Consider the following 18,843-nt stretch of genomic DNA (forward strand, 5'->3'; position numbering starts at 1 on the left):
GGTGGGAGGTGCCCGGCCCTAGATACCGGCGTCAGAGCGCGCTTCATCCTGGGCACCGGCGACGTACGGGTGTTGGAGTGCGGTGCGGAGGGCGTCTGGGTCGGTGAGGGTGTTGTCGTCGGGTAGTTCGCACCAGCCGCCGAACCAGTCGTCGAGCCGCTCCACGCCGGGTGCGACGAGCCAGGAGTTGGTGGAGAGGTGCCGTACCGGCAGGTCGTCCCAGCGGTCGGCGGTGCCGGTCGCGATGGCGTAGTAGAGGCGCTCGTTGGGCCCGTCGTAGAGCACGGGGCCGATCGACGCACCGGTGCCGCGCAGGTGGGCCAGGGCCAGGAGACCGGTCTTGGCAGAGGTGCGCACGAGGTCCCAGCCGTTGCCGACCTTCAGCAGACGCAGTCCGGGCACGTCGCTGACCATGGGTGCGCTGCGCAGCGCGTCGCGCACGGACATCATGTGTCCCCCTGGGGCTGGAGGTTGGGGCTCGTGCTGCGGGAAGGCCCGGACTCCGTGGTCGACTTGAGGGAGCGGACCACGATCAGACGGGTGCCCGTTGCCGTTATCTGTCGCTTCCGTTCGTTGCCGATGCTCCTGGGGCCCAGGTGGCTGAGGGCGGGGACCACGGCGCCGTAGGTGTCGGGTAGTTCGAGGGTGTCGACCAGCCCGATGAAGGCGGGGGAGCGGATGGCCAGCGTGGCGTCGCGGTCGGTGAAGACGCCGCAGAGGTCCAGTTCGTGCCGACGGCAGTAATCGGTCAGGCAGTCGACTAGCGCCGCATGGCGGACCAGGCCGCCGGTGACGTGTCGTAGGTAGCCGAGGACCTGAGGGAAGGCGACGCGTCGGCGTTCCGTGATGAGTTCGTCGTCCATGTCCACAGCGTCGGCTGGCGTGAACGGCCTTGAAATGACCTGCTGTTGTACTTCCGTTGCACTTCCCGCCCCACGTCGTCACCGAGAGTGCTTCCATACGTGACGGAGGGAGGTAATCCGTGGTCAGCGTGCGGCAGTGGACGGGCCGGGAAGCGAGCGTTCTGCGCGCTGCTCTGCGAATGAGCATGCGGGCCTTCGCCGAGCACCTGGGTGTCGCGCTGCGTACGGTGGCCAAGTGGGAGAGTCTGGGAGCCGAAACCCAGCCCCGACCTGATACCCAGGCGATCCTCGACACCGCGCTCGCTCGTGCCGACGCTGCCGCCCATGCCCGGTTCGAGGCGGTGTTGTTCCCGGATCGGAAGAGCGTGCGGCCGGCGGACTACGAGACCTGGACCGAGGACATCGAGCGCGCCGTAGTCTGCGTCAGCCGCCAGGACTTCCCCTTCGCCGCGACCTTGTTGAACCGCTGGTTGGCGAGCCGTGACGCGCACGGCCTGGATGACAAGGGCCTTTATCTGTACGGGCGTTCGCTTGTCCTGCTCGGTGATGTGCAACGAGACCAGGGCGCGATCCTCGGCCCGCTGTCCGCCCGGCAGTCCTACCTGACCGCGCGCGACATGTTCTCCCAACTCGCCATCCCGCGCCGGGTCGCCCAGATCGAGCTGTCCCTCGCCGTCGTGCAGGAGATGTCAGGTCAGCTGGACGCCTCCGCCCGATGGTACGAGCAACTCGCTGCCGACCAGCGGCTCTGCCGACGGGACCGAGCCCGGGCCCGGTTGTGGATCGGCACGGCTCTGAGCAAGGAGGGCAACAACGAGTACGCCACCGACGTCATGGCTGCTGCCACCCGCGAGTTCGAGGAACTCGGTGAGCCGGAGGACTGGTCCGTGGCACACCAGAAACTCGCCCTGGCCCACCGCGGCGTCGGCGACCTGAAACAGGCCCTGCACTACATCGACATCGCGCGTACCACCGGCACTGTCGACTCCCCGATGCAGCGAGTGCGGTTGGACACCGCGTACGGGCACATCCTTCTGTCGGACGCGGCGACCCGGAATGATGGGCTGTCCGTCCTCGACCAGGCGGCACAGGTGGCCCAGCAGTTCGGGCTGAGCCACCAGTTGCGCAGCATCGAGGGCATCCGAAAGGGCCAGCAGGGATGAGTCAGGGAGTGCCAGTGCCGGAGCATCAGCAGCGTCAGATCACCAACGAGCAGTTCGACGACGCGACGTTGATCTGGAGCTACCACCAGATGGGCCACGAGGCGCGCCCCTGCTCAGCGGCGATCGGCTTGGGCAGCCACGACCTGGGTGTCGCTACGACAGCCGCAGATCTCTACCGCGCCGGCCTCTTCCCCGTCGTCGTGTTCAGCGGCGGCAACAGCCCCACCACCCGCGCCCGCTTCCCGCGCGGCGAGGCCGTCCACTACCGCGAGCACGCCCTGAGCCTGGGTGTGCCGGACGAGGCGATCCTGGTCGAGTCGAAGGCGGCGAACACCGGCCAGAACATCACCTTCTCCCGGGAGTTGCTGGCGGAAGCGGGCGTGGAGGTGGAGTCGCTGCTACTGATCTCCAAGCCGTACATGGAACGCCGCTCGTACGCGACCTGCCGCAAGCTGTGGCCCGAGGTAGAGGTCATCTGCGCCTCCGAGCCTCTGGAGTTGGACGACTACATTAAATCGATCGGTGACGAGAAGCTCGTCGTCGACATGCTCGTCGGCGACCTGCAACGGGTGATCGAGTACCCGAAGTTCGGCTTCGCCGTCGAGCAGAACGTACCGGGGGATGTGCATGACGCCTACGAGCGCCTCCTGGGTGCCGGCTTCGACAGCCGCCTCATCAACAGCTGACACACGCCGACTCGGGGCGAGCGGTGCGGTGTGTGCGATCCACCAGCCGAACCTGTTTCCCCGGCTGTCCACGCTGGCCAAACTGTTCGCCGCCGACCGGTGGATCGTCCTCGACGATGTTCAGTTCGCGCGCCGCGACTACCAGCACCGCGCCCGGCTCGCGGTTCCCGACGACCCGAGCAGGCAGCAGTGGCTCACGCTCCCCACGCACCTGCCCAACGGGCGCCCGACGCTCATCAACCAGGCAATGCTCGTCGAGCCGCGCCGATCCCGTAGAACTGTCAGTCTCCTCGTTCGCCAGTACTACGGCCGCAGCCGCTACTGGCCTGTCGTGCGTGAGGTCTTGGACGTGGTCCTCGACCGGTTCGAGGACACGGAACGCGTGGCGGACCTCGCGGGGACATCGACCCTTGCCCTGCTCACCGCTCTCGGCTGGAATGGTGAAGCGTTGGAAAGCAGCGCCATCCCGACCCGCCAGGGTCGGTCCGAGCGGCTGGCCGACCTCGCCGTGGCCACCGGCAGCAGCTACTACCTGTGTGGCACCGGTGGCTTGCGCTATCTCGACTACCAGCCGTTCGCCGCCCATGACATCACCGTTGTGCCCTTCCACACCGCTGTGGAGGTAGGTGACCGGCTCTGGCAGCGGGCCCGACGGGTCAGCAGCCTCTGGGCGTTGAGCGCGACCGGCCCGCGTGAACTGGCGACCGGACTGACGGCCGAACGAGAAGCCCACCTCCTTGGAGACCACGAGGGAGACGGGGCGTCGTTGTCGGTAGCGTCCTGTTTCAATCGGCGTGGAAACGATCAATGATCGTGGGAGTCGGATCACGGGGGTGGAATCACATGACGAACCAGCCGGTGTTCGTCCTGGGCAAGGAACTACAGGCCCTGGAGCGGGCCGAGTTCGAGACCGAGGCGGAGTTCCAGGAGCTGCTCGCGCGTCATCCTCGGGTGCTGGACTTCGGCTCGCTGGCCGATGGGCGACCGCTGCGGCTGGTGCTGGTGGCCCGGGAGATGGGGGTGCCGACGAGCACGGAGAGTGCTCCGGCGTACTGGCTGGACCATCTCTTCGTCGACGCCGACGGCGTGCCGACCCTGGTTGAGGTCAAGCGGGCCACGGACACCCGGATCCGGCGTGAGGTCGTCGGCCAGATGCTGGACTATGCGGCGAACGCCGCTCGTTACTGGCCGGCCGCACTCCTGCGGCGCTCCTTCGAGGACACGTGTGTCAAGGACGGCCGGTCGCTGGAGGAGGGGTATGGGGAACTGCTCGGTGACCAGGGCGAGCGGTCCGCGGAGGAGTTCTGGACGACGGTCGAGGAGCGGTTGGCCGCCGGCCAGATGCGGCTGCTGTTCGTCGCCGACCAGATTCCGCTTGAACTGCGGGCGATCGTCGAGTTCCTGAACGGGCAGTTGCGGCAGACCGATGTGTACGCGGTCGAGTTGACCCAGTACCGAGGTGGCGGTGACCTCCGCGTCCTGGTCCCCCGCGTGCACGGCGAGGTCGCCACCGCGGCCAAGTCCCCCTCGGGCCACCGCACTGCACAGCGGACCACTCGGGCCGACATGGACGCGGCGATCGCATCGCGCCCCGACCCGGACGTACGGCGGGCCGCGACGGTCCTGCTCGATCACGCGGTGGCCGAGGGGCGGCTGGAGTGCGGTACGGCCAAGTACCGGAGCATGCGCATCTACTACCGAGTCTCCGGACGGGACGTACCGATCGCGACGCTCTCCCTGCGCGACGACCCGGCGAAGGACGACCTCTCCTTCGCCTTCGGCTCGATCACCTATCACCTCGGCCACGAGCGGGCAGCGGCGTTCGCGGCTCTGCTGCCGACTCTCCCCGGCCTCGCGGAAAAGCTGGAGGCTCTGCCGGCGAAGGGCTACAACGGCTGGCCGTCCGTCTCCCTGACAGTCCTCGCGTCCGAGCCCGCTGCTGTGGAGGGGATTCTGTCCGCGATTCAGCAGCTCATCGACGGTCAGGAGGCACGTTAGCTTCCTCGCCGAGACTCATGTGCCCTGGCCGCTCAGGGCCAGACCAAGCAATAAGGCTGATGCCCCGCCTCATGCAACCGATGGCTGAAGTCCTGCCACTCGTGCAGCAGTTGATACACATTGAACGCATCCCGAGGCCCGCCCCGATCCGGCACGGTCGACCAGATGAACGCCGCCGCCCCCACCGCCTCCTCGCCGATTCCGCGCAGGGGGTCGACGACCGTCATCGGGAGTTTGACGACTGCGTAGTCGGGGTGGAGGACGACCAGTTCCAGCGGGGGGACCTTGTTGAGGGGGACGCCCTCGATGCCGGTGAGGACCATCGCGGCCATCGTCTCCGGCTTGATCTTGGTGAACATGCCGTTCATCCCGAGCTCGTCGCCGCCGAGTTCCTCGGGGCGCATCGAGATCGGGACGCGGGCCGCCGTCGCGCCGTCGGGCGCGCCGAAGTATTTGTACGTCACCCCCACCCGACCACCATTCCTGCTCCCCGCCCGCAACTGATCGATCCGACGTTCGATACGTCGCTCGTCCCGCTCCGACTCACCCGAGACCGAACCAGGTCCCGAACCACCCTGCTGCCCCTGCTGCGCCTGCCGTGCCTCGGCGGCTTCCTCCGCCTCGCGTCGGTGCTTCCCCCGCCGGGCACGCCGAGGACCCAGGTCGTCAGTCCCCTCGCCCAGTCCGCCACCGCGATGCATATCTCCACCCGACTGCTTTTCTAGGACGCGTGGCCCCAGCCGCGCAACCCGATCATCGTGTCAGTGACCTCCCCCACGGCCGCCCGCCGAAACGTGCGCTGAAACACCTGTCCGCAAGATATTCGCAAGCCCTGAACACCGGTGCCCGCACGAGCTGTGTGTACCTGTGTGTATCACCTCCCAGTCTCGCAGATGGGTGGGGGCCCGTGTCCGCCGTCCCGCCGCCTACCCTGAGGAGGTAACTGAGATCCCGGAGTCCGAGAAGTCGGAGAAGTCGCAGGTCATGAGCCAAACGCCCAGCGAAACGCCACCCGAACTGCCCTATTCATACGAAGCGCCCGTCTCGCAGGCTCTTTTCGACCGTGCCGCGGTCGTCACACCGGGCGGCGTGAACTCCCCGGTGCGCGCCTTCCGCGCCGTCGGCGGTACGCCCCGGTTCATGGTGTCCGGCGACGGCCCGTATCTGACGGACGCGGACGGACGCGAGTACGTCGACCTCGTGTGTTCCTGGGGGCCGATGATCCTCGGGCACTCGCAGCCCGAGGTGATCGCCGCCGTCCAGGACGCCGTCTCGCGCGGGACCTCCTTCGGCACCCCCGGTGAGGGCGAGGTCGCGCTCGCCGAGGAGATCGTCGCCCGGGTCGAGCCGGTGCAGCAGGTGCGGCTGGTCAGCAGCGGCACCGAGGCGACCATGTCCGCGATCCGGCTCGCTCGCGGGTTCACCGGCCGGCCCAAGGTGATCAAGTTCGCCGGGTGTTACCACGGTCACGTCGACGCGCTGCTCGCCGCCGCCGGTTCCGGGGTCGCCACCTTCGCGCTGCCCGACACCCCCGGTGTCACCGGCGCCCAGGCCGGCGACACGATCGTGCTGCCGTACAACGATCTCGAAGCCGTGAACGAGGCCTTCCACCGGCATCCCGGTGAGATCGCCTGCGTTATTACCGAGGCCTCGCCCGGGAACATGGGGGTCGTGCCGCCCGTCGCCGGGTTCAACCAGGGGCTCAAGGACGCCTGCGGGAAGAACGGGGCGCTGTTCATCTCCGACGAGGTCATGACCGGGTTCCGGACCAGCCGGGCCGGGTGGTTCGGAATCGACGGGGTCACTCCCGATCTCATGACCTTCGGCAAGGTGATGGGCGGCGGTTTCCCCGCCGCCGCGTTCGGCGGGCGCGCCGACATCATGGCGCACCTCGCTCCGGCCGGACCCGTCTACCAGGCCGGCACCCTCTCCGGGAACCCGGTCGCCACCGCCGCCGGTCTCGCCCAGCTGCGGCTCCTCGACGACGCGGCCTACGACACGGTGAACGCCGTATCGGCGCAGATCCAGGCGCTCGTCACCGAGGCGCTCGGCAAGGAGGGCGTCGCGCACCGGGTGCAGAACGCCTCCAACATGTTCTCCGTGTTCTTCACCGACCGGAGCGTGCGCAACTACGAGGACGCCAAGGCGCAGGAGTCGTACCGCTTCACCGCCTTCTTCCACTCGATGCTGGCGAGCGGGGTCTATCTGCCTCCCTCGTCCTTCGAGTCCTGGTTCGTGTCCACGGCCCACGACGAACGGGCCATCCAGCGGATCGCCGACGCCCTCCCGGCGGCGGCCAAAGCGGCGGCGGAGGCCACCCGATGAGCAGCAGTGACAGCGACATCACCGTCGTCCATGTGATGCGGCACGGTGAAGTCGCCAACCCGGACGGGGTGTTGTACGGCCGTCTGCCCGACTACCACCTCTCCGAGCTGGGCCGGCAGATGGCCGACCGGGTCGCCGAGCACCTCTCCTCCCGCGATGTCACCCACGTCGTCGCCTCCCCGCTGGAGCGGGCGCAGGAGACGGCCACGCCGATCGCCAAGGCGCACGGGCTCGACCTCGCGACCGACGGGCGGCTCATCGAGGCCGACAACGTCTTCCAGGGCAAGACCTTCGGGGTCGGCGACGGGGCGCTGAAGAAGCCGGCGAACTGGAAGTACCTGGTCAACCCGTTCAAGCCGTCCTGGGGCGAGCCCTACGTCGACCAGGTCGTCCGCATGATGGCCGCGCTGGACGCCGCCAAGGACGCCGCCCGCGGCCACGAGGCGGTGCTGGTCAGCCATCAACTGCCGATCTGGATCGTGCGGTCCTATGTCGAAAAGCGGCGGCTGTGGCACGACCCGCGCAAGCGGCAGTGCACGCTCGCGTCCCTGACGTCCTTCACCTACCGGGGCGACAAGATCGTGTCCGTCGGCTACACCGAGCCGGCCCGCGATCTCGTACCGGCCCATCTCCTCGCGGGCGCGAAGCCCGTGAAGGGACAGGGCAAGGCGTTCGGAGCCTGAGACCGGCCCAGGTCGACCGAGGGCACCTGACATCGCCCTCACACCTGTCGCTGTTCCGTGACATTTGTTTCGCAACACACACCGTTCCCGGTGAACTTTCCCGTCCGCCGCGTCCTCTCACAGATTGACCACAGAGGACGCGATGGATGGGGAAGCGATGCGGAGTCTCACGCGACGGGGAGCGCTCGGAGTCGGTGCGGGCGCCGCGGCGGCCGTAGGACTGGCGGGGTGCGGCACGCTCGGTACGGGGTCCGACACCTCCGGCAGTTCAGGGAAGGGGTCGGGCTCCTCCGGCGGTCCCGCCAAGTCGATGGAGCCGCGGGCCAAGCCCATCGGTGACGGCTCCACGTCCTTCACCGGCGCGCAGCCCAAGCAGCCCGCGAAGCCCGTGCCGTTGGAGGCCGGGCAGACTCCGCCGCAGTTCGTGATCTTCTCCTGGGACGGTGCGGGCGAGGTCGGCAACGGACTGTTCCCCCGCTTCCTCGACCTCGCCAAGCAGCACGGCGCGTCCATGACCTTCTTCCTCTCCGGCCTCTATCTGCTGCCCGAGTCGAAGAAGCGCCTGTACAACCCGCCGAACAACGCGCGCGGCGCCTCCGACATCGGCTACCTCACCGACGAGCACGTCAAGGCCACGCTCACCAACGTCCGGCGCGCCTGGCTCGAAGGCCACGAGATAGGCACCCACTTCAACGGCCACTTCTGCTCCGGCTACGGCACGGTCGCCAACTGGACGCCGCAGCAGTGGCGCAGCGAGATCGACCAGGCCAAGTCCTTCGTGAAGGAGTGGCGGACGAACACCGGGTGGACGAACCTGCCGTCGCTGCCCTTCGACTACGAGAAGGAGCTCGTCGGCGGCCGTACGCCCTGCCTCCTCGGCCAGGACAACCTGCTGCCCACCGCCCGCTCGCTCGGCTGGCGCTACGACGCCTCCTCGCCCGGCGGCCGCCAGGTCTGGCCCGTGAAGCGCAACGGGGTGTGGGACTACCCGCTCCAGGCGGTTCCCTTCCCCGGGCACAGCTTCGAGGTCCTCTCGATGGACTACAACATGCTGGCCAACCAGTCGGTCAACTCCACCAACGCACCCGCCTACAACTACCCGGGCTGGCGTACCCAGGCCGCGCAGGCCTACATATCCGGCTTCCAGCGGGCGTACGAGACCAACCGTGCCCCCTTCTTCATCGGCAACCACTTCGAGCACTGGAACGGCGGCATCTACATGGACGCCGTCGAGAAGGCGTTCAAGCACATAGCCCAGGAGAAGGAGAAGGGCGCGGACGTACGGCTCGTCTCCTTCAAGCAGTTCACCGACTGGATCGATGTGCAGAAGCCCGAGGTGCTCGCCAAGCTGCGCACCCTCGACGTCGGCCAGGCCCCGGCGGGTGGCTGGAAGTCCTTCCTGGCCGCGAGCCCGAGCGCCTCCTCGTCCGACGCCGCCTGAAAAGCCGCCTGAGAAGCGGGCCTGAAATGCGGGCCTGAAATGCGGGTTTCCGCCCGCAAGACGCCGTTGAGGGGGGCGCGCAAGATCCTCAGAACGGGCATGCGAAACTTTTCACATGAGTGCCGCCAGTCGCGCCCGTAGCCGCGCCGTCCTGTCGACCGCCGGCGTTGCCGCCGCCGCGTTGGTGCTTTCCGCGTGCAGCTCCGGAGGTACCTCCGGAGGCTCGGGCAACACCAACTTCATCACCGGCTCCGACGGCATCGCGACCGTCAAGAAGGGCGACCGCCAGGCCGCCCCCGACCTGTCCGGCAAGACCATCGACGGCAAGACGCTCGACACCGCCGACTACAAGGGCAAGGTCCTCGTCGTCAACGTGTGGGGCTCCTGGTGCTCCCCGTGCCGCGCCGAGGCGGACAACCTGGTCCAGGTCGCCAAGGCCACCGCGAACAAGGACGTCCAGTTCGTCGGCCTCAACACCCGTGACACCAGCACCGAACCGGCCGTCGCCTTCGAGAAGAAGTACGACGTCCCCTACCCGAGCCTGTACGACCCGACGGGCAAGCTGATGCTCCGGTTCAAGAAGGGCACGCTCAACCCGCAGGCCATCCCCTCCACGATCGTCATCGACCGGGACGGGAAGATCGCGGCCCGCGCGCTCCAGGCGCTCAGCGAGGACAAGCTGCGCGAGATGCTCGACCCGGTCATCGCGGAGAAGTGAGCTGACGTGCTGCTCGCCGCAGTAACCGACCCGAACCAGACGGTCCGCAGCGGGGCGCTGGTGCTCGCGCTGCCGATCGCCGTGCTCGGCGGACTCGTCTCCTTCTTCTCCCCTTGCGTCCTGCCGCTGGTCCCCGGCTATCTGTCCTATGTGACCGGAGTCACCGGCACCGACCTCGGGGATGCCCGGCGCGGCCGGATGGTCGTGGGTGCCTCCCTCTTCGTCCTCGGCTTCACCGTCGTGTTCGTCTCCGGCGGGGCCCTGTTCGGCTACTTCGGGCAGACGCTCCAGGAGAACAAGGACGTCCTGTCCAAGGTGCTGGGCGTGCTCATGATCCTCATGGGCGTGTTCTTCATGGGGCTGATGCCCTGGCTGACGCAGCGTGAGTTCCGCTTCCACAAGCGGCCGACCACCGGGTTGATAGGGGCACCACTGCTGGGCGCGCTGTTCGGCATCGGCTGGACCCCTTGCATCGGTCCTACCCTCGCGTCCGTGCAAGTGCTCTCCATGGACCAGGCCAGTGCCGGTCGCGGCGCCATCCTCACCGTCGCGTACTGTCTCGGCCTGGGTGTCCCCTTCGTCCTCACCGCGGTCGCCTTCCGCAAGGCCCTCGGTGCCTTCGGCTGGGTCAAGCGGCACTACGTCTGGGTGATGCGCGTCGGCGGCACCATGATGATCGTGACCGGCGTGCTGCTGCTCACCGGCGCCTGGGACGCGCTGGTGCAGGACATGCAGAGCTGGTCCGACGGCTTCACTGTAGGGATCTGATCGATGAGCAAGACGTCCACGGAAGCGCCCGAGAACCCGGCAGGCGAGGACCAGGACCTCGGTGCCGCCGGCTCCCAGCTCTCCACGGCCCCCGTCGAGACGGCCATGCCCGGCTCCTTCGGCGGCAACCGGAGGCCCGGCCTGACCGGCTGGCTCGCCTGGACCGGCCGTGAAGCGCTCGGCTGGGCGCGCTGGATGTGGCGGCAGCTGACCTCGATGCGGGTCGCGCTGATGCTGCTGTTCCTGCTGTCGCTCGGCGCGGTCCCCGGCTCGCTGATCCCGCAGACCGGCACCGACGCGCTGAAGGTCTCCGAGTTCCAGTCCGCGCACAAGACGCTCGCGCCGATCTACGACAAGCTCGGCCTCTTCCATGTCTACGGCTCGGCCTGGTTCGGCGCGATCTACGTGCTGCTCTTCGTCTCCCTCATCGGCTGCATCATCCCGCGCACCTGGCAGTTCGTCGGCCAGCTCCGCGGCCGGCCGCCGGGCGCTCCCAAGCGGCTCGACAGGCTGCCCGCCTTCGCCACCTGGCGCACCGCCGCCGAACCCGAACTGGTCCGCGAGACCGCCCTCCAGGTCCTGAAGAAGCGTCGCTTCCGCGCCCATGTCGCCGGTGACGCCGTCGCCGCCGAGAAGGGCTATCTGCGGGAGACCGGCAACCTGCTCTTCCACCTCGCGCTGATCGTGATGCTGATCGCCTTCGCCTGGGGCCAGCTCTTCAAGTCCGAGGGCGACAAGCTGATCGTCGAGGGCGACGGCTTCTCCAACACCCTCACCCAGTACGACGACTTCAAGTCCGGCAACCTCTTCAGCGACGACGACCTGGTGCCCTTCAGCTTCAACCTGAAGAACTTCGTCGGCACCTACGAGCGCACCGGCCCCAACCGCGGCACCCCGCGCACCTACCAGGCCGACATCACCTACAGCCTCGGCGCCTACGGCAAGGCGGAGAAGCACACCATCAAGGTCAACGAGCCGCTGGAGATCGGCGACTCGAAGGTCTACCTCGTCAGCCACGGCTACGCCCCCGTCGTCACCGTCCGGGACGGCAAGGGCAACGTGGTCTTCCACCAGGCCGTGCCGATGCTGCCGATCGACTCCAACGTCACCTCGCAGGGCGCGATCAAGGTCCTCGACGGCTACAAGAACGCCCAGGGCGTCGCCGAACAGCTCGGCTTCGCGGCCCTGTTCGTGCCGACGTACGCCAAGGGCAGCGGCACGATGTTCTCCCAGTACCCGGGCCTCGACTACCCGGTGCTCAACGTGACCGGCTACCACGGTGACCTGGGCGTCAACTCGGGCATCCCGCAGAACGTGTACCAGTTGGACACCAAGAACCTGAAGCAGTTCAAGGACTCCAAGGGCGACATCCTCAAGGCCCAACTGCTGCCCGGCGAGACGATGAAGCTGCCGAACGGCGCCGGGTCGATCACCTTCGACAAGCAGATCAAGGAGTGGGCGGGCTTCCAGGTCGTCCAGCAGCCCGGCACCACCTGGGCACTGGGCGGCGCGCTCACCGCGATCCTCGGTCTGGCCGGCTCCCTGTTCATCCAGCGCCGCCGCGTCTGGGTGCGGGCCACCACCGGTGACGACGGCATCACCGTCGTCGAGATGGCCGGGCTCGGCCGCAGCGAGTCCGCGAAACTCCCCGAGGAACTCGGCGACCTGGCCGCACTCGTGCACGACCGGGCCCCGACGAAGACCGACGACGAACACACCCCCGACTCCGACGACTCCGACGTCGAACCCCCCGTACCCGCCGAAGGGGCTGAGCAGCAGTGAATCTCGCCGCCGCCACCAACGAACACCTCGCCAACATCAGCAACACGCTGATCTACTCCTCGATGGCCGTCTACACCCTGGCCTTCCTGGCGTACATCGCCGAATGGACCTTCGGCAGCCGCAGCAAGATCGGCCGTACGGCCGCCGCGCTGACCGGTGCCGAGAAGGCGGCCGCACCCGCCGTCGCCGTCAAGAAGGCCGGCGGCACCACCGTGCTGGAGCGGCCGCAGGTCGTCGTACGGGCCGCGTCCGGTTCGCGCGATGTGCCGGACGGGCCCGGGGCGCACGGCGGGGACGAACAGGGCGACCTCTACGGGCGTATCGCCGTGTCCCTCACCGTGCTCGCGTTCCTCGTCGAGCTGAGCGGTGTCATCGCTCGCGCGGCCTCGGTGCAGCGGGCGCCCTGGGGCAACATGTACGAGTTCAACATCACCTTCTCCACGGTCGCCGTCGGTGTGTACCTCACACTGCTGCTGCTCAGGAAGAACGTGCGCTGGCTCGGCCTGTTCCTGGTCACGACGGTCCTCCTCGATCTCGGCATCGCCGTCACCGTCTTGTACACCGCCAGCGACCAGTTGGTTCCCGCCCTCCACTCGTACTGGCTGTACATCCACGTCTCGACCGCGATCATCTGCGGCGCGGTCTTCTACGTGGGAGCGGTCGGCACGCTGCTCTACCTGTTCAAGGACAGCTACGAGAACAAGCTGGCCAATGGCGGCAAGCCCGGCGCCTTCGCCACCTCGGTGCTGGAGCGGCTGCCCGCCTCGGCCAGCCTCGACAAGTTCTCCTACCGGGTGAACGCCGCCGTCTTCCCGCTCTGGACCTTCACGATCATCGCGGGGTCGATCTGGGCGGAGTCCGCCTGGGGCCGCTACTGGGGCTGGGACCCCAAGGAGACCTGGGCGTTCATCACCTGGGTCGCCTACGCCTGCTACCTGCACGCCCGCGCCACGGCCGGCTGGAAGGGCCGCAAGGCCGCCTACCTGGCCATGATCGCCTTCGGCTGCTGGCTGTTCAACTACTACGGCGTCAACATCTTCGTCAGCGGCAAGCACTCCTACGCGGGCGTGTAGGCCGTAACTCCCTTTCGGCGCAGGCCGGTTCCGTGTGACATGGGTCACCGGAACCGGCCTTCGTCGTGCGGACAGGTGCAAGGGTGTGGATACGAATCTGAGGAAGCGCATCCGCGCGGGGGACCACGACGCCTTCGGTCAGCTCTTCGACGCGTACGCACGCTCCGTCTACAACCACGCCTTCCGGCTCACCGGGGACTGGGCGCAGGCCGAGGACATCGTCTCGCTGACCTTCCTGGACGCCTGGCGGCTGCGCGGCAGGCTCGACGAGGAGGGCGGTTCGCTACGGCCCTGGCTGCTGGGCATCGCCACCAACGTCACGCGCAACACCCGCCGAGCGGCCCGAAGACACGCGGCGGCCGTCTCCCGGCTGCCCCGCGACGAGGTCGAGCGCGACTTCGCCGACGAGGTCGCCGCCCGCCTCGACGACACGGCCGAACTCGCCCTCGTACGAACGGCGTCGGCCACGCTCCGCCGTGCCGAGCGCGAGGTGCTGGCCCTGTGCGTGTGGTCCGGGCTCGACTACCGGGCCGCCGCCGAGGCGCTCGGGGTGCCCGTCGGGACCGTACGGTCGCGGCTCTCGCGCGCTCGCGCAAAACTCGCGAAACATGTCAAAAGCATGGAACTCCCCACCGGGGACGGACAGATGAACGGTGACCGCGGCAGTGCGGTCGGGCCCCTGAGGGAGGACAAGCGATGAACGGACTCCCGGAACTTCCCGAGAGAGACCTTCCGCCGGGCCGTCACCGACTCCTCAAGGAGCATCTGATGACCGAGATCCGGCACGAGCAACCCGCCCCGAAGCGCGGCAGGTTGCTGCGCCCCGCGCTCGCGGCGGCGGCCGTCGCCACCGCCGCGGCCGTCACCTTCGTCCTCCTGCCGTCGTCCGGCGGCGCGCGGCCGGACGTACAGCAGCCGACCCGCAGGTCGACCGCCGCGCTCCTGGAGGACATCGCGCTGGCGGCCGAGCACGAGAAGTCCTACGGCACGGTCCGCGACGACCAGTTCGTGTACGTGGACAGCGAGGTGTCCTACGCGCAGTCGGGGAACGGCCGGAAGACCACGATCGAACCGGCGCACCGGCAGGAGGTGTGGATGTCGGTGGACGGACTGCACACCGGTCTGGTGCGGGAGGCCGGCACGCCGGGGCACTCCGTCCCGCCCGACGTCAAGCCCGGCCAGGTCGGCTGGGACGCGTCGTCCTTCTACAACCACGTGAAGACACTGCCCGCCGACGCCGACGCGATGTACGCCTATCTGGCCAGGACCGCCACGAAGTACAGCGATCAGGAGAAGAGCCAGGCCATGTTCGTGCTCGTCGGCGATCTCCTCCGCGACTCGATCATGCCGCCGCGGCAGAGTGCCGCGCTCTTCCGGGCGGTCGCGAGGATTCCCGGCATCACGACGGTCGAGCACGTGAAGGACGCGGCCGGCCGGCCCGGCATCGGCATCGCCCGCACCGACCCCGACAACCCGCTCCGGAACGAGTGGATCTTCGACGCGAAGACCTACGAGTTCCTCGGCGAACGCGAGGTGGCGACCAAGGACAACGCGGGTGTGAAGAAGGGGGAGATCACCGCCGACACCGCAGTCCTGCGCCGGGCCGTCGTCGACAAGGCGGGCCAACGCCCGTAGGGAGTAAGGCTGTTCAGGCCGGGGGCAGGCACTCCTTCGACGGTGGCTTGCCTTCCGGCCAGGCGATCTTCACGAAGCGCGAGCCGCCCTGCGGGGTCAGTTCCACGATCGGTACGGCCTTGTCGTACGGGTTGCCGTGTGCGTCGAGGCAGATCCAGCCGCTCGCCCCCTGCACCTTCTGTGTGCCCTTCATCAGCGACCACTCGTTGACCACGTCCGCGATCCGGGGCGTCGTCTGGTCGCCGCTCGTCGCCTCCCGGATCCCCGCCACCGCCAGCCGCATCGCGTCGTAGGCGATGATCAGTTGCCCGTCCTGGAGGTCGACCGGGCCGATCGGGCCGACCGGCTGTTTCGTGCTCTGGCCGAGCAGTCCGTCGAGGACGGCCGCGTCCGCCGCGCTGCCGCCGGTCTTCGTCTTGTCCTGCTTCCACGCGTCCGGGTGGGCGAGCGCGGTGTAGCGGACGGTGAGGTTGCGGGTGAGCGCCTTGTGGTCGAGCTGTGTGTCGGTCGTGAGATACGAGCCCTCGTCACCGGTCAGCACGGTGAAGTGCCGGTCCATGCAGCCGCGTTGCCCGAGCACGTTGATGAACTGCCGCAGGGGGACGTGCCGTCCGGCGAACAGGATCGTGTTCGTGGTCCGCGGGGTGCCGCACAGGATGCTGGTGATCTGCCGGAAGGTGTTGGGGGTGCCGGGTCCGGTCGTGTACGGCTGCGGCTGGTACGGCGAGCCGGCCGTCAGCTTCGCGAACGCCTGTTGCAGGGTCTGCGTGTACGGGTCGCCCGGTTTGTCGTAGACCAGGATGGAACTGCTCGCCGAGAAGCCGGCGAACGAGGCGAGGGCGCGGGCCGAGTCGCTGTTGGTGGGGGCGACCCGGGCGAGCCCCGGGAAGGTGTCCTGGCCGTTTTGGCCGTTGGCGAAGCTGTCGGCGGTGATGGAGGAGCCGACGACCGGGACGCCGTGCTGTGTCAGCCGTTTGACGGCGGCCTCGTTGTTGTCGGTGCTCAGCCCTATCCCGGTGACCGCTCGCAGCCGGTCGGGCCCCTTGACCATCCCGATCAGCTGGTCCGCCACCTGCGGCCAGTACCTGCCGTCGGCACCGGTGTTGGCCAGCACGAGCCGGATGTCGGGGGTCTCACCGGTGGTGTTGTGGTTGGCCTGGTACTGGGCGAGGTAGGCGCCCTGCAGTTCGTGCAGGGTGTCGTCGACGCTGTCCTGGTCGCCCGCGGTGAACGGTTCGAAGAGCGCGACGGTGACGTAACCGCCGGGCTTCAGACGGTGGTTCTCCCGGTTGATCGCCCGCACGGTGGCGGCGAACGGCGTCACCCCGAAGTCGTACGCCGTCGCCGAGACGCCCACGCACTCGGCGGCACCCTTGGGGCGGGTGACGCCGGGTGCGCACTTGTGAGCGGGTGTGGGAACGGCGATCCAGTACCCGAGGCCGGCCAGCAGGACGGCCACCGCCGCGAGGGTCAGGTACCGGTGGAACGGCGGATTCCAGAGCCGTTCGAGCAAATCCCTCACTGCCCGTCCCTCCTCGCGTCTGCGGTGCCGTCCTGGCAGGGTGCCCGTAGGGGGCGGCAGGCCCGGGCGTCCTCGTGCCAATCCCGTGCGGTCTGCCACAGCGCCGCGTTGCCCGCGGCCCACAGGCCCGACAGCTGCTCCAGGTCCCACTGCATCCGCCGGGCGACCTCCGGGTCGGGCAGCACCAACGGATCGTTCAGTTGCCACACGGCGTGCAGGACCCGGCGCACGGTCAGATGCAGGGTGGCGTCCACACTGTCCGGCGGGACCTCGCTGTCGTCGGTGCGGGCGCGCGCGACGGCCGCCCGGTGGTCGGCGGCGCCCATGTCGCGACCGCGTGGATCGTGTGCGTGGTAGTACGGCGCGGAGGCGACGAAGAGCAGCGTCTTCAGCCAGCCGCACGGCTCGGTACGGCGAAAGGTGTCCCGCAGGTACGCCACCGCGTTCCCGGTCTCGCCGAGGGCGAGTTCGTGGTGCAGGCGGAACCGGCTGCGGGCCGGGTCGTCCGGGGCGCCGGGCACCTCCGCGTAGTGCCGGATGAGGGTGTGGTGCACGGCCTGCCAGCGCTGGTGGTCACGGTGCGGGTCCTCGTCGAGGTGCAACCGCAGCAGGAGCAGCGAGCGCAGGAACGGGTCGCCGACGAAGTACCCGTCGACGGGCGGCAGGCCCTCCTCGGCCAGTGCCGTCCGCAGCCGGTTCAGACCGCCCGCGCCGAAGGTGACGGGCAGCCGCTCCTGGGCCACGGCCAGTGCGGACGCACCGTCGTGGGCGGCGGCGAGCAGGGTCAGCTCCTCCAGGTGGTCCGTCGGCGCGAGCCGGATCAGGAGCTGCTGGTAGGCCGTGGGGTCCTCGCCGCCGGCGCGCTCGTCGAGCCGCAGGCCGGAAGTGAGCAGGGTGCCGGGGTCGACGGGGTCCTTCGGCTCCAGCTGCCGCAGCGTGCGGGCGAGCAGGGCGACGCCGAGCGGATTGCCGAAGGTCAACCGATGTATGGCGTACTGCAGTTGGGGTGCCACCTCCAGTCGGCGGCGTTCGCCGTCCACCTCGTAGGTGGCGCCCGCGCAGACGTCGCCGATGACCTGTCGTGCTTCCTCCCGTGTCAGCGGCGGCAGCGACACCAGAAGGGCGCCGGAAGACGAGGGGACGTCGCGGGTCCAGCCGCTGGAACGGGCCGTCTCCGGGAGCGTACGGACGATCGCGTGGTGCAGGGCCGGGTGGCTGTGCCCGCGCAGGGAGGCGAAGAACGCGGCCTCGTCGGTGAGTTGCGTGCGTTCGTCCAGCACCGCCTTCATCAGCCCCGGCCCCGGACCGGACTGCACGTTGTCGACGAGGACGACCGGCCGGCCGAGCCGGTGCGACCTCTGCCACCACCCGCGGTAGCCGGCCGTCAGGTCGGCCAGCAGGGCGCGTACGAGCCACTGCTCGGCGTTGACGCGGGAGTTCTCCGCCGCGGCGAAGTCCTCGGCGATCGCGGTCAGGGCGAACCGGCGGTCTCCGGCGCCGCCGGGATAGTTCCGGTACCAGCCGGCGGCCTTCGCCAGGCGCCGGCGGGGAGACCAGACGACCTCGAAGAGCGTTTCCAGGGTGGCCTCGACGACCGCCTGGGGCGCCGGCCCGGTCAACTGGCTGATCAGCTTGGCCGCGACCCGGGTCGCCCACTTCCGCAGGACCCAGGACCAGGGGCGGCGGGGTTCGTCCAGCAGCAGGATCCGCCGTGCGGTCTCCTCGCGCGAGCCGTCGGCGTCCCCGCCCCGCCATCCGGTGGCGGACACGGCCAGCAGCCCGGCCTGCAGCCGGGGGAAGCGGAGCACTCCGGCGCCCTGGACCACCGGCTCCCGCAGCTGTTCCGCGATGTCGGTCAGCGCCTGCGCCACCGGTGACCAGGTGGTGGCCGGCCGGCCTGCGGGAGGTGCCGCGTACCGGGCGGACTCGCAGTCGATCAGCGCGACCGGCGTATGCGTCCGGTAGGCGGCACGCAGCCTGTCGAGCATCAGGCTCTTGCCCAGGCCGCGCGCGCCCGCCAGCACCACGAAGGGGACGTCGCCCTGGTGCTCGTACGGGGAGGGCCGGTGCCGGTACGGCCGTACCCCCACCACGCGCGAAGCGAGACCGGGCGGATCCTCGTCGAAGAGCGCTCCGCGCCCGTGCACCCCGTTGGCCACCGAACCTCCCCCTTGGTACGGTCGTGA

General features: G+C 69.0%; 18 protein-coding genes. 13 read left to right on the forward strand and 5 right to left on the reverse strand.

All coding sequences use genetic code 11. The features are described from left to right. Positions 1–18: 18 nt before the first annotated feature. Complete coding sequence (locus tag AB0M63_RS00500; protein ID WP_366017876.1) at positions 19–450, reverse strand: hypothetical protein; 432 nt, start codon at positions 448–450, stop codon at positions 19–21. Next, the gene (locus AB0M63_RS00505) at positions 447–863 is read right to left on the reverse strand and encodes a hypothetical protein (protein WP_366017877.1); all 417 of its coding nucleotides are present in this window, start codon (positions 861–863) and stop codon (positions 447–449) included. Before AB0M63_RS00505 ends, AB0M63_RS00500 begins: the two co-directional genes overlap by 4 nt. 119 nt (positions 864–982) lie before the next feature. Between AB0M63_RS00505 and AB0M63_RS00510 the strand changes: the two genes are divergently transcribed. Genes AB0M63_RS00510 through AB0M63_RS00525 form a run of 4 tightly spaced genes read left to right on the forward strand, consistent with a single transcriptional unit; the run spans position 983 to position 4,710 of the window. After that, positions 983–2,026, forward strand: coding sequence for a hypothetical protein (locus tag AB0M63_RS00510; protein WP_366017878.1), 1,044 nt, complete (start codon positions 983–985; stop codon positions 2,024–2,026). Then, positions 2,023–2,712, forward strand: a complete 690-nt coding sequence (locus AB0M63_RS00515; RefSeq protein ID WP_366017879.1) for a YdcF family protein — start codon at positions 2,023–2,025, stop codon at positions 2,710–2,712. Before AB0M63_RS00510 ends, AB0M63_RS00515 begins: the two co-directional genes overlap by 4 nt. A gap of 28 nt (positions 2,713–2,740) precedes the next feature. After that, on the forward strand, positions 2,741–3,523 hold the full coding sequence (locus tag AB0M63_RS00520; protein ID WP_366017880.1) for a WbqC family protein: 783 nt from the start codon (positions 2,741–2,743) through the stop codon (positions 3,521–3,523). A 32-nt stretch (positions 3,524–3,555) separates the two neighbouring features. Further along, positions 3,556–4,710 (forward strand): hypothetical protein, encoded by a 1,155-nt coding sequence (locus AB0M63_RS00525; RefSeq protein ID WP_366017881.1) that lies wholly within the window; start codon positions 3,556–3,558, stop codon positions 4,708–4,710. A gap of 32 nt (positions 4,711–4,742) precedes the next feature. On the opposite strand, the gene AB0M63_RS00530 is transcribed toward AB0M63_RS00525, so the two are convergent. Further along, complete coding sequence (locus tag AB0M63_RS00530) at positions 4,743–5,180, reverse strand: hypothetical protein (protein ID WP_019061278.1); 438 nt, start codon at positions 5,178–5,180, stop codon at positions 4,743–4,745. Between the two features lie 514 nt (positions 5,181–5,694). On the opposite strand from AB0M63_RS00530, the gene hemL reads away from it, so the two are divergent. The 9 genes from hemL to AB0M63_RS00575 all read left to right on the forward strand — a co-directional run bounded on the left by hemL (position 5,695) and on the right by AB0M63_RS00575 (position 15,135). Next, complete coding sequence (hemL, locus tag AB0M63_RS00535) at positions 5,695–7,035, forward strand: glutamate-1-semialdehyde 2,1-aminomutase (RefSeq protein ID WP_366017883.1); 1,341 nt, start codon at positions 5,695–5,697, stop codon at positions 7,033–7,035. Continuing rightward, positions 7,032–7,718, forward strand: coding sequence for a histidine phosphatase family protein (locus tag AB0M63_RS00540; protein ID WP_355904651.1), 687 nt, complete (start codon positions 7,032–7,034; stop codon positions 7,716–7,718). Before hemL ends, AB0M63_RS00540 begins: the two co-directional genes overlap by 4 nt. Before the next feature lie 157 nt (positions 7,719–7,875). Further along, complete coding sequence (locus AB0M63_RS00545; RefSeq protein WP_366017885.1) at positions 7,876–9,159, forward strand: hypothetical protein; 1,284 nt, start codon at positions 7,876–7,878, stop codon at positions 9,157–9,159. A 115-nt stretch (positions 9,160–9,274) separates the two neighbouring features. Then, entirely contained in the window at positions 9,275–9,877 is a 603-nt protein-coding gene (locus AB0M63_RS00550; protein ID WP_355904657.1) for a TlpA disulfide reductase family protein, read from the forward strand. A gap of 6 nt (positions 9,878–9,883) precedes the next feature. Beyond that, positions 9,884–10,645 (forward strand): cytochrome c biogenesis protein CcdA, encoded by a 762-nt coding sequence (locus AB0M63_RS00555; protein ID WP_355904660.1) that lies wholly within the window; start codon positions 9,884–9,886, stop codon positions 10,643–10,645. A 3-nt stretch (positions 10,646–10,648) separates the two neighbouring features. Then, positions 10,649–12,427: a cytochrome c biogenesis protein ResB gene (locus AB0M63_RS00560; RefSeq protein ID WP_355904663.1), complete on the forward strand. Its 1,779-nt coding sequence runs from the start codon at positions 10,649–10,651 to the stop codon at positions 12,425–12,427. Continuing rightward, entirely contained in the window at positions 12,424–13,500 is a 1,077-nt protein-coding gene (ccsB, locus tag AB0M63_RS00565; protein WP_355904666.1) for a c-type cytochrome biogenesis protein CcsB, read from the forward strand. The genes AB0M63_RS00560 and ccsB overlap by 4 nt, the downstream gene beginning before the upstream one ends. 85 nt (positions 13,501–13,585) lie before the next feature. Further along, complete coding sequence (locus AB0M63_RS00570; RefSeq protein ID WP_355904669.1) at positions 13,586–14,200, forward strand: sigma-70 family RNA polymerase sigma factor; 615 nt, start codon at positions 13,586–13,588, stop codon at positions 14,198–14,200. Further along, entirely contained in the window at positions 14,197–15,135 is a 939-nt protein-coding gene (locus AB0M63_RS00575) for a CU044_5270 family protein (RefSeq protein ID WP_366017888.1), read from the forward strand. Before AB0M63_RS00570 ends, AB0M63_RS00575 begins: the two co-directional genes overlap by 4 nt. A gap of 13 nt (positions 15,136–15,148) precedes the next feature. Here AB0M63_RS00575 and AB0M63_RS00580 read toward each other — a convergent pair whose 3' ends face one another. Further along, complete coding sequence (locus AB0M63_RS00580) at positions 15,149–16,657, reverse strand: hypothetical protein (protein WP_366017889.1); 1,509 nt, start codon at positions 16,655–16,657, stop codon at positions 15,149–15,151. Next, complete coding sequence (locus AB0M63_RS00585) at positions 16,654–18,816, reverse strand: hypothetical protein (protein ID WP_366017890.1); 2,163 nt, start codon at positions 18,814–18,816, stop codon at positions 16,654–16,656. The genes AB0M63_RS00580 and AB0M63_RS00585 overlap by 4 nt, the downstream gene beginning before the upstream one ends. Between the last annotated feature and the right edge of the window lie 27 nt (positions 18,817–18,843).

It is taken from the genome of Streptomyces sp. NPDC051576 (genome assembly GCF_040681835.1).
Lineage (GTDB): Bacteria > Actinomycetota > Actinomycetes > Streptomycetales > Streptomycetaceae > Streptomyces.

What these genes read in the sequence shown, in the direction of transcription:
- AB0M63_RS00500 (WP_366017876.1), bottom strand. Translation starts at nt 450, where the DNA reads ATGATGTCCGTGCGCGACGCGCTGCGCAGCGCACCCATGGTCAGCGAC.
- AB0M63_RS00505 (WP_366017877.1), bottom strand. Translation starts at nt 863, where the DNA reads ATGGACGACGAACTCATCACGGAACGCCGACGCGTCGCCTTCCCTCAG.
- AB0M63_RS00515 (WP_366017879.1), top strand. Translation starts at nt 2,023, where the DNA reads ATGAGTCAGGGAGTGCCAGTGCCGGAGCATCAGCAGCGTCAGATCACC.
- AB0M63_RS00525 (WP_366017881.1), top strand. Translation starts at nt 3,556, where the DNA reads ATGACGAACCAGCCGGTGTTCGTCCTGGGCAAGGAACTACAGGCCCTG.
- hemL (WP_366017883.1), top strand. Translation starts at nt 5,695, where the DNA reads ATGAGCCAAACGCCCAGCGAAACGCCACCCGAACTGCCCTATTCATAC.
- AB0M63_RS00540 (WP_355904651.1), top strand. Translation starts at nt 7,032, where the DNA reads ATGAGCAGCAGTGACAGCGACATCACCGTCGTCCATGTGATGCGGCAC.
- AB0M63_RS00545 (WP_366017885.1), top strand. Translation starts at nt 7,876, where the DNA reads ATGCGGAGTCTCACGCGACGGGGAGCGCTCGGAGTCGGTGCGGGCGCC.
- AB0M63_RS00550 (WP_355904657.1), top strand. Translation starts at nt 9,275, where the DNA reads ATGAGTGCCGCCAGTCGCGCCCGTAGCCGCGCCGTCCTGTCGACCGCC.
- AB0M63_RS00560 (WP_355904663.1), top strand. Translation starts at nt 10,649, where the DNA reads ATGAGCAAGACGTCCACGGAAGCGCCCGAGAACCCGGCAGGCGAGGAC.
- AB0M63_RS00575 (WP_366017888.1), top strand. Translation starts at nt 14,197, where the DNA reads ATGAACGGACTCCCGGAACTTCCCGAGAGAGACCTTCCGCCGGGCCGT.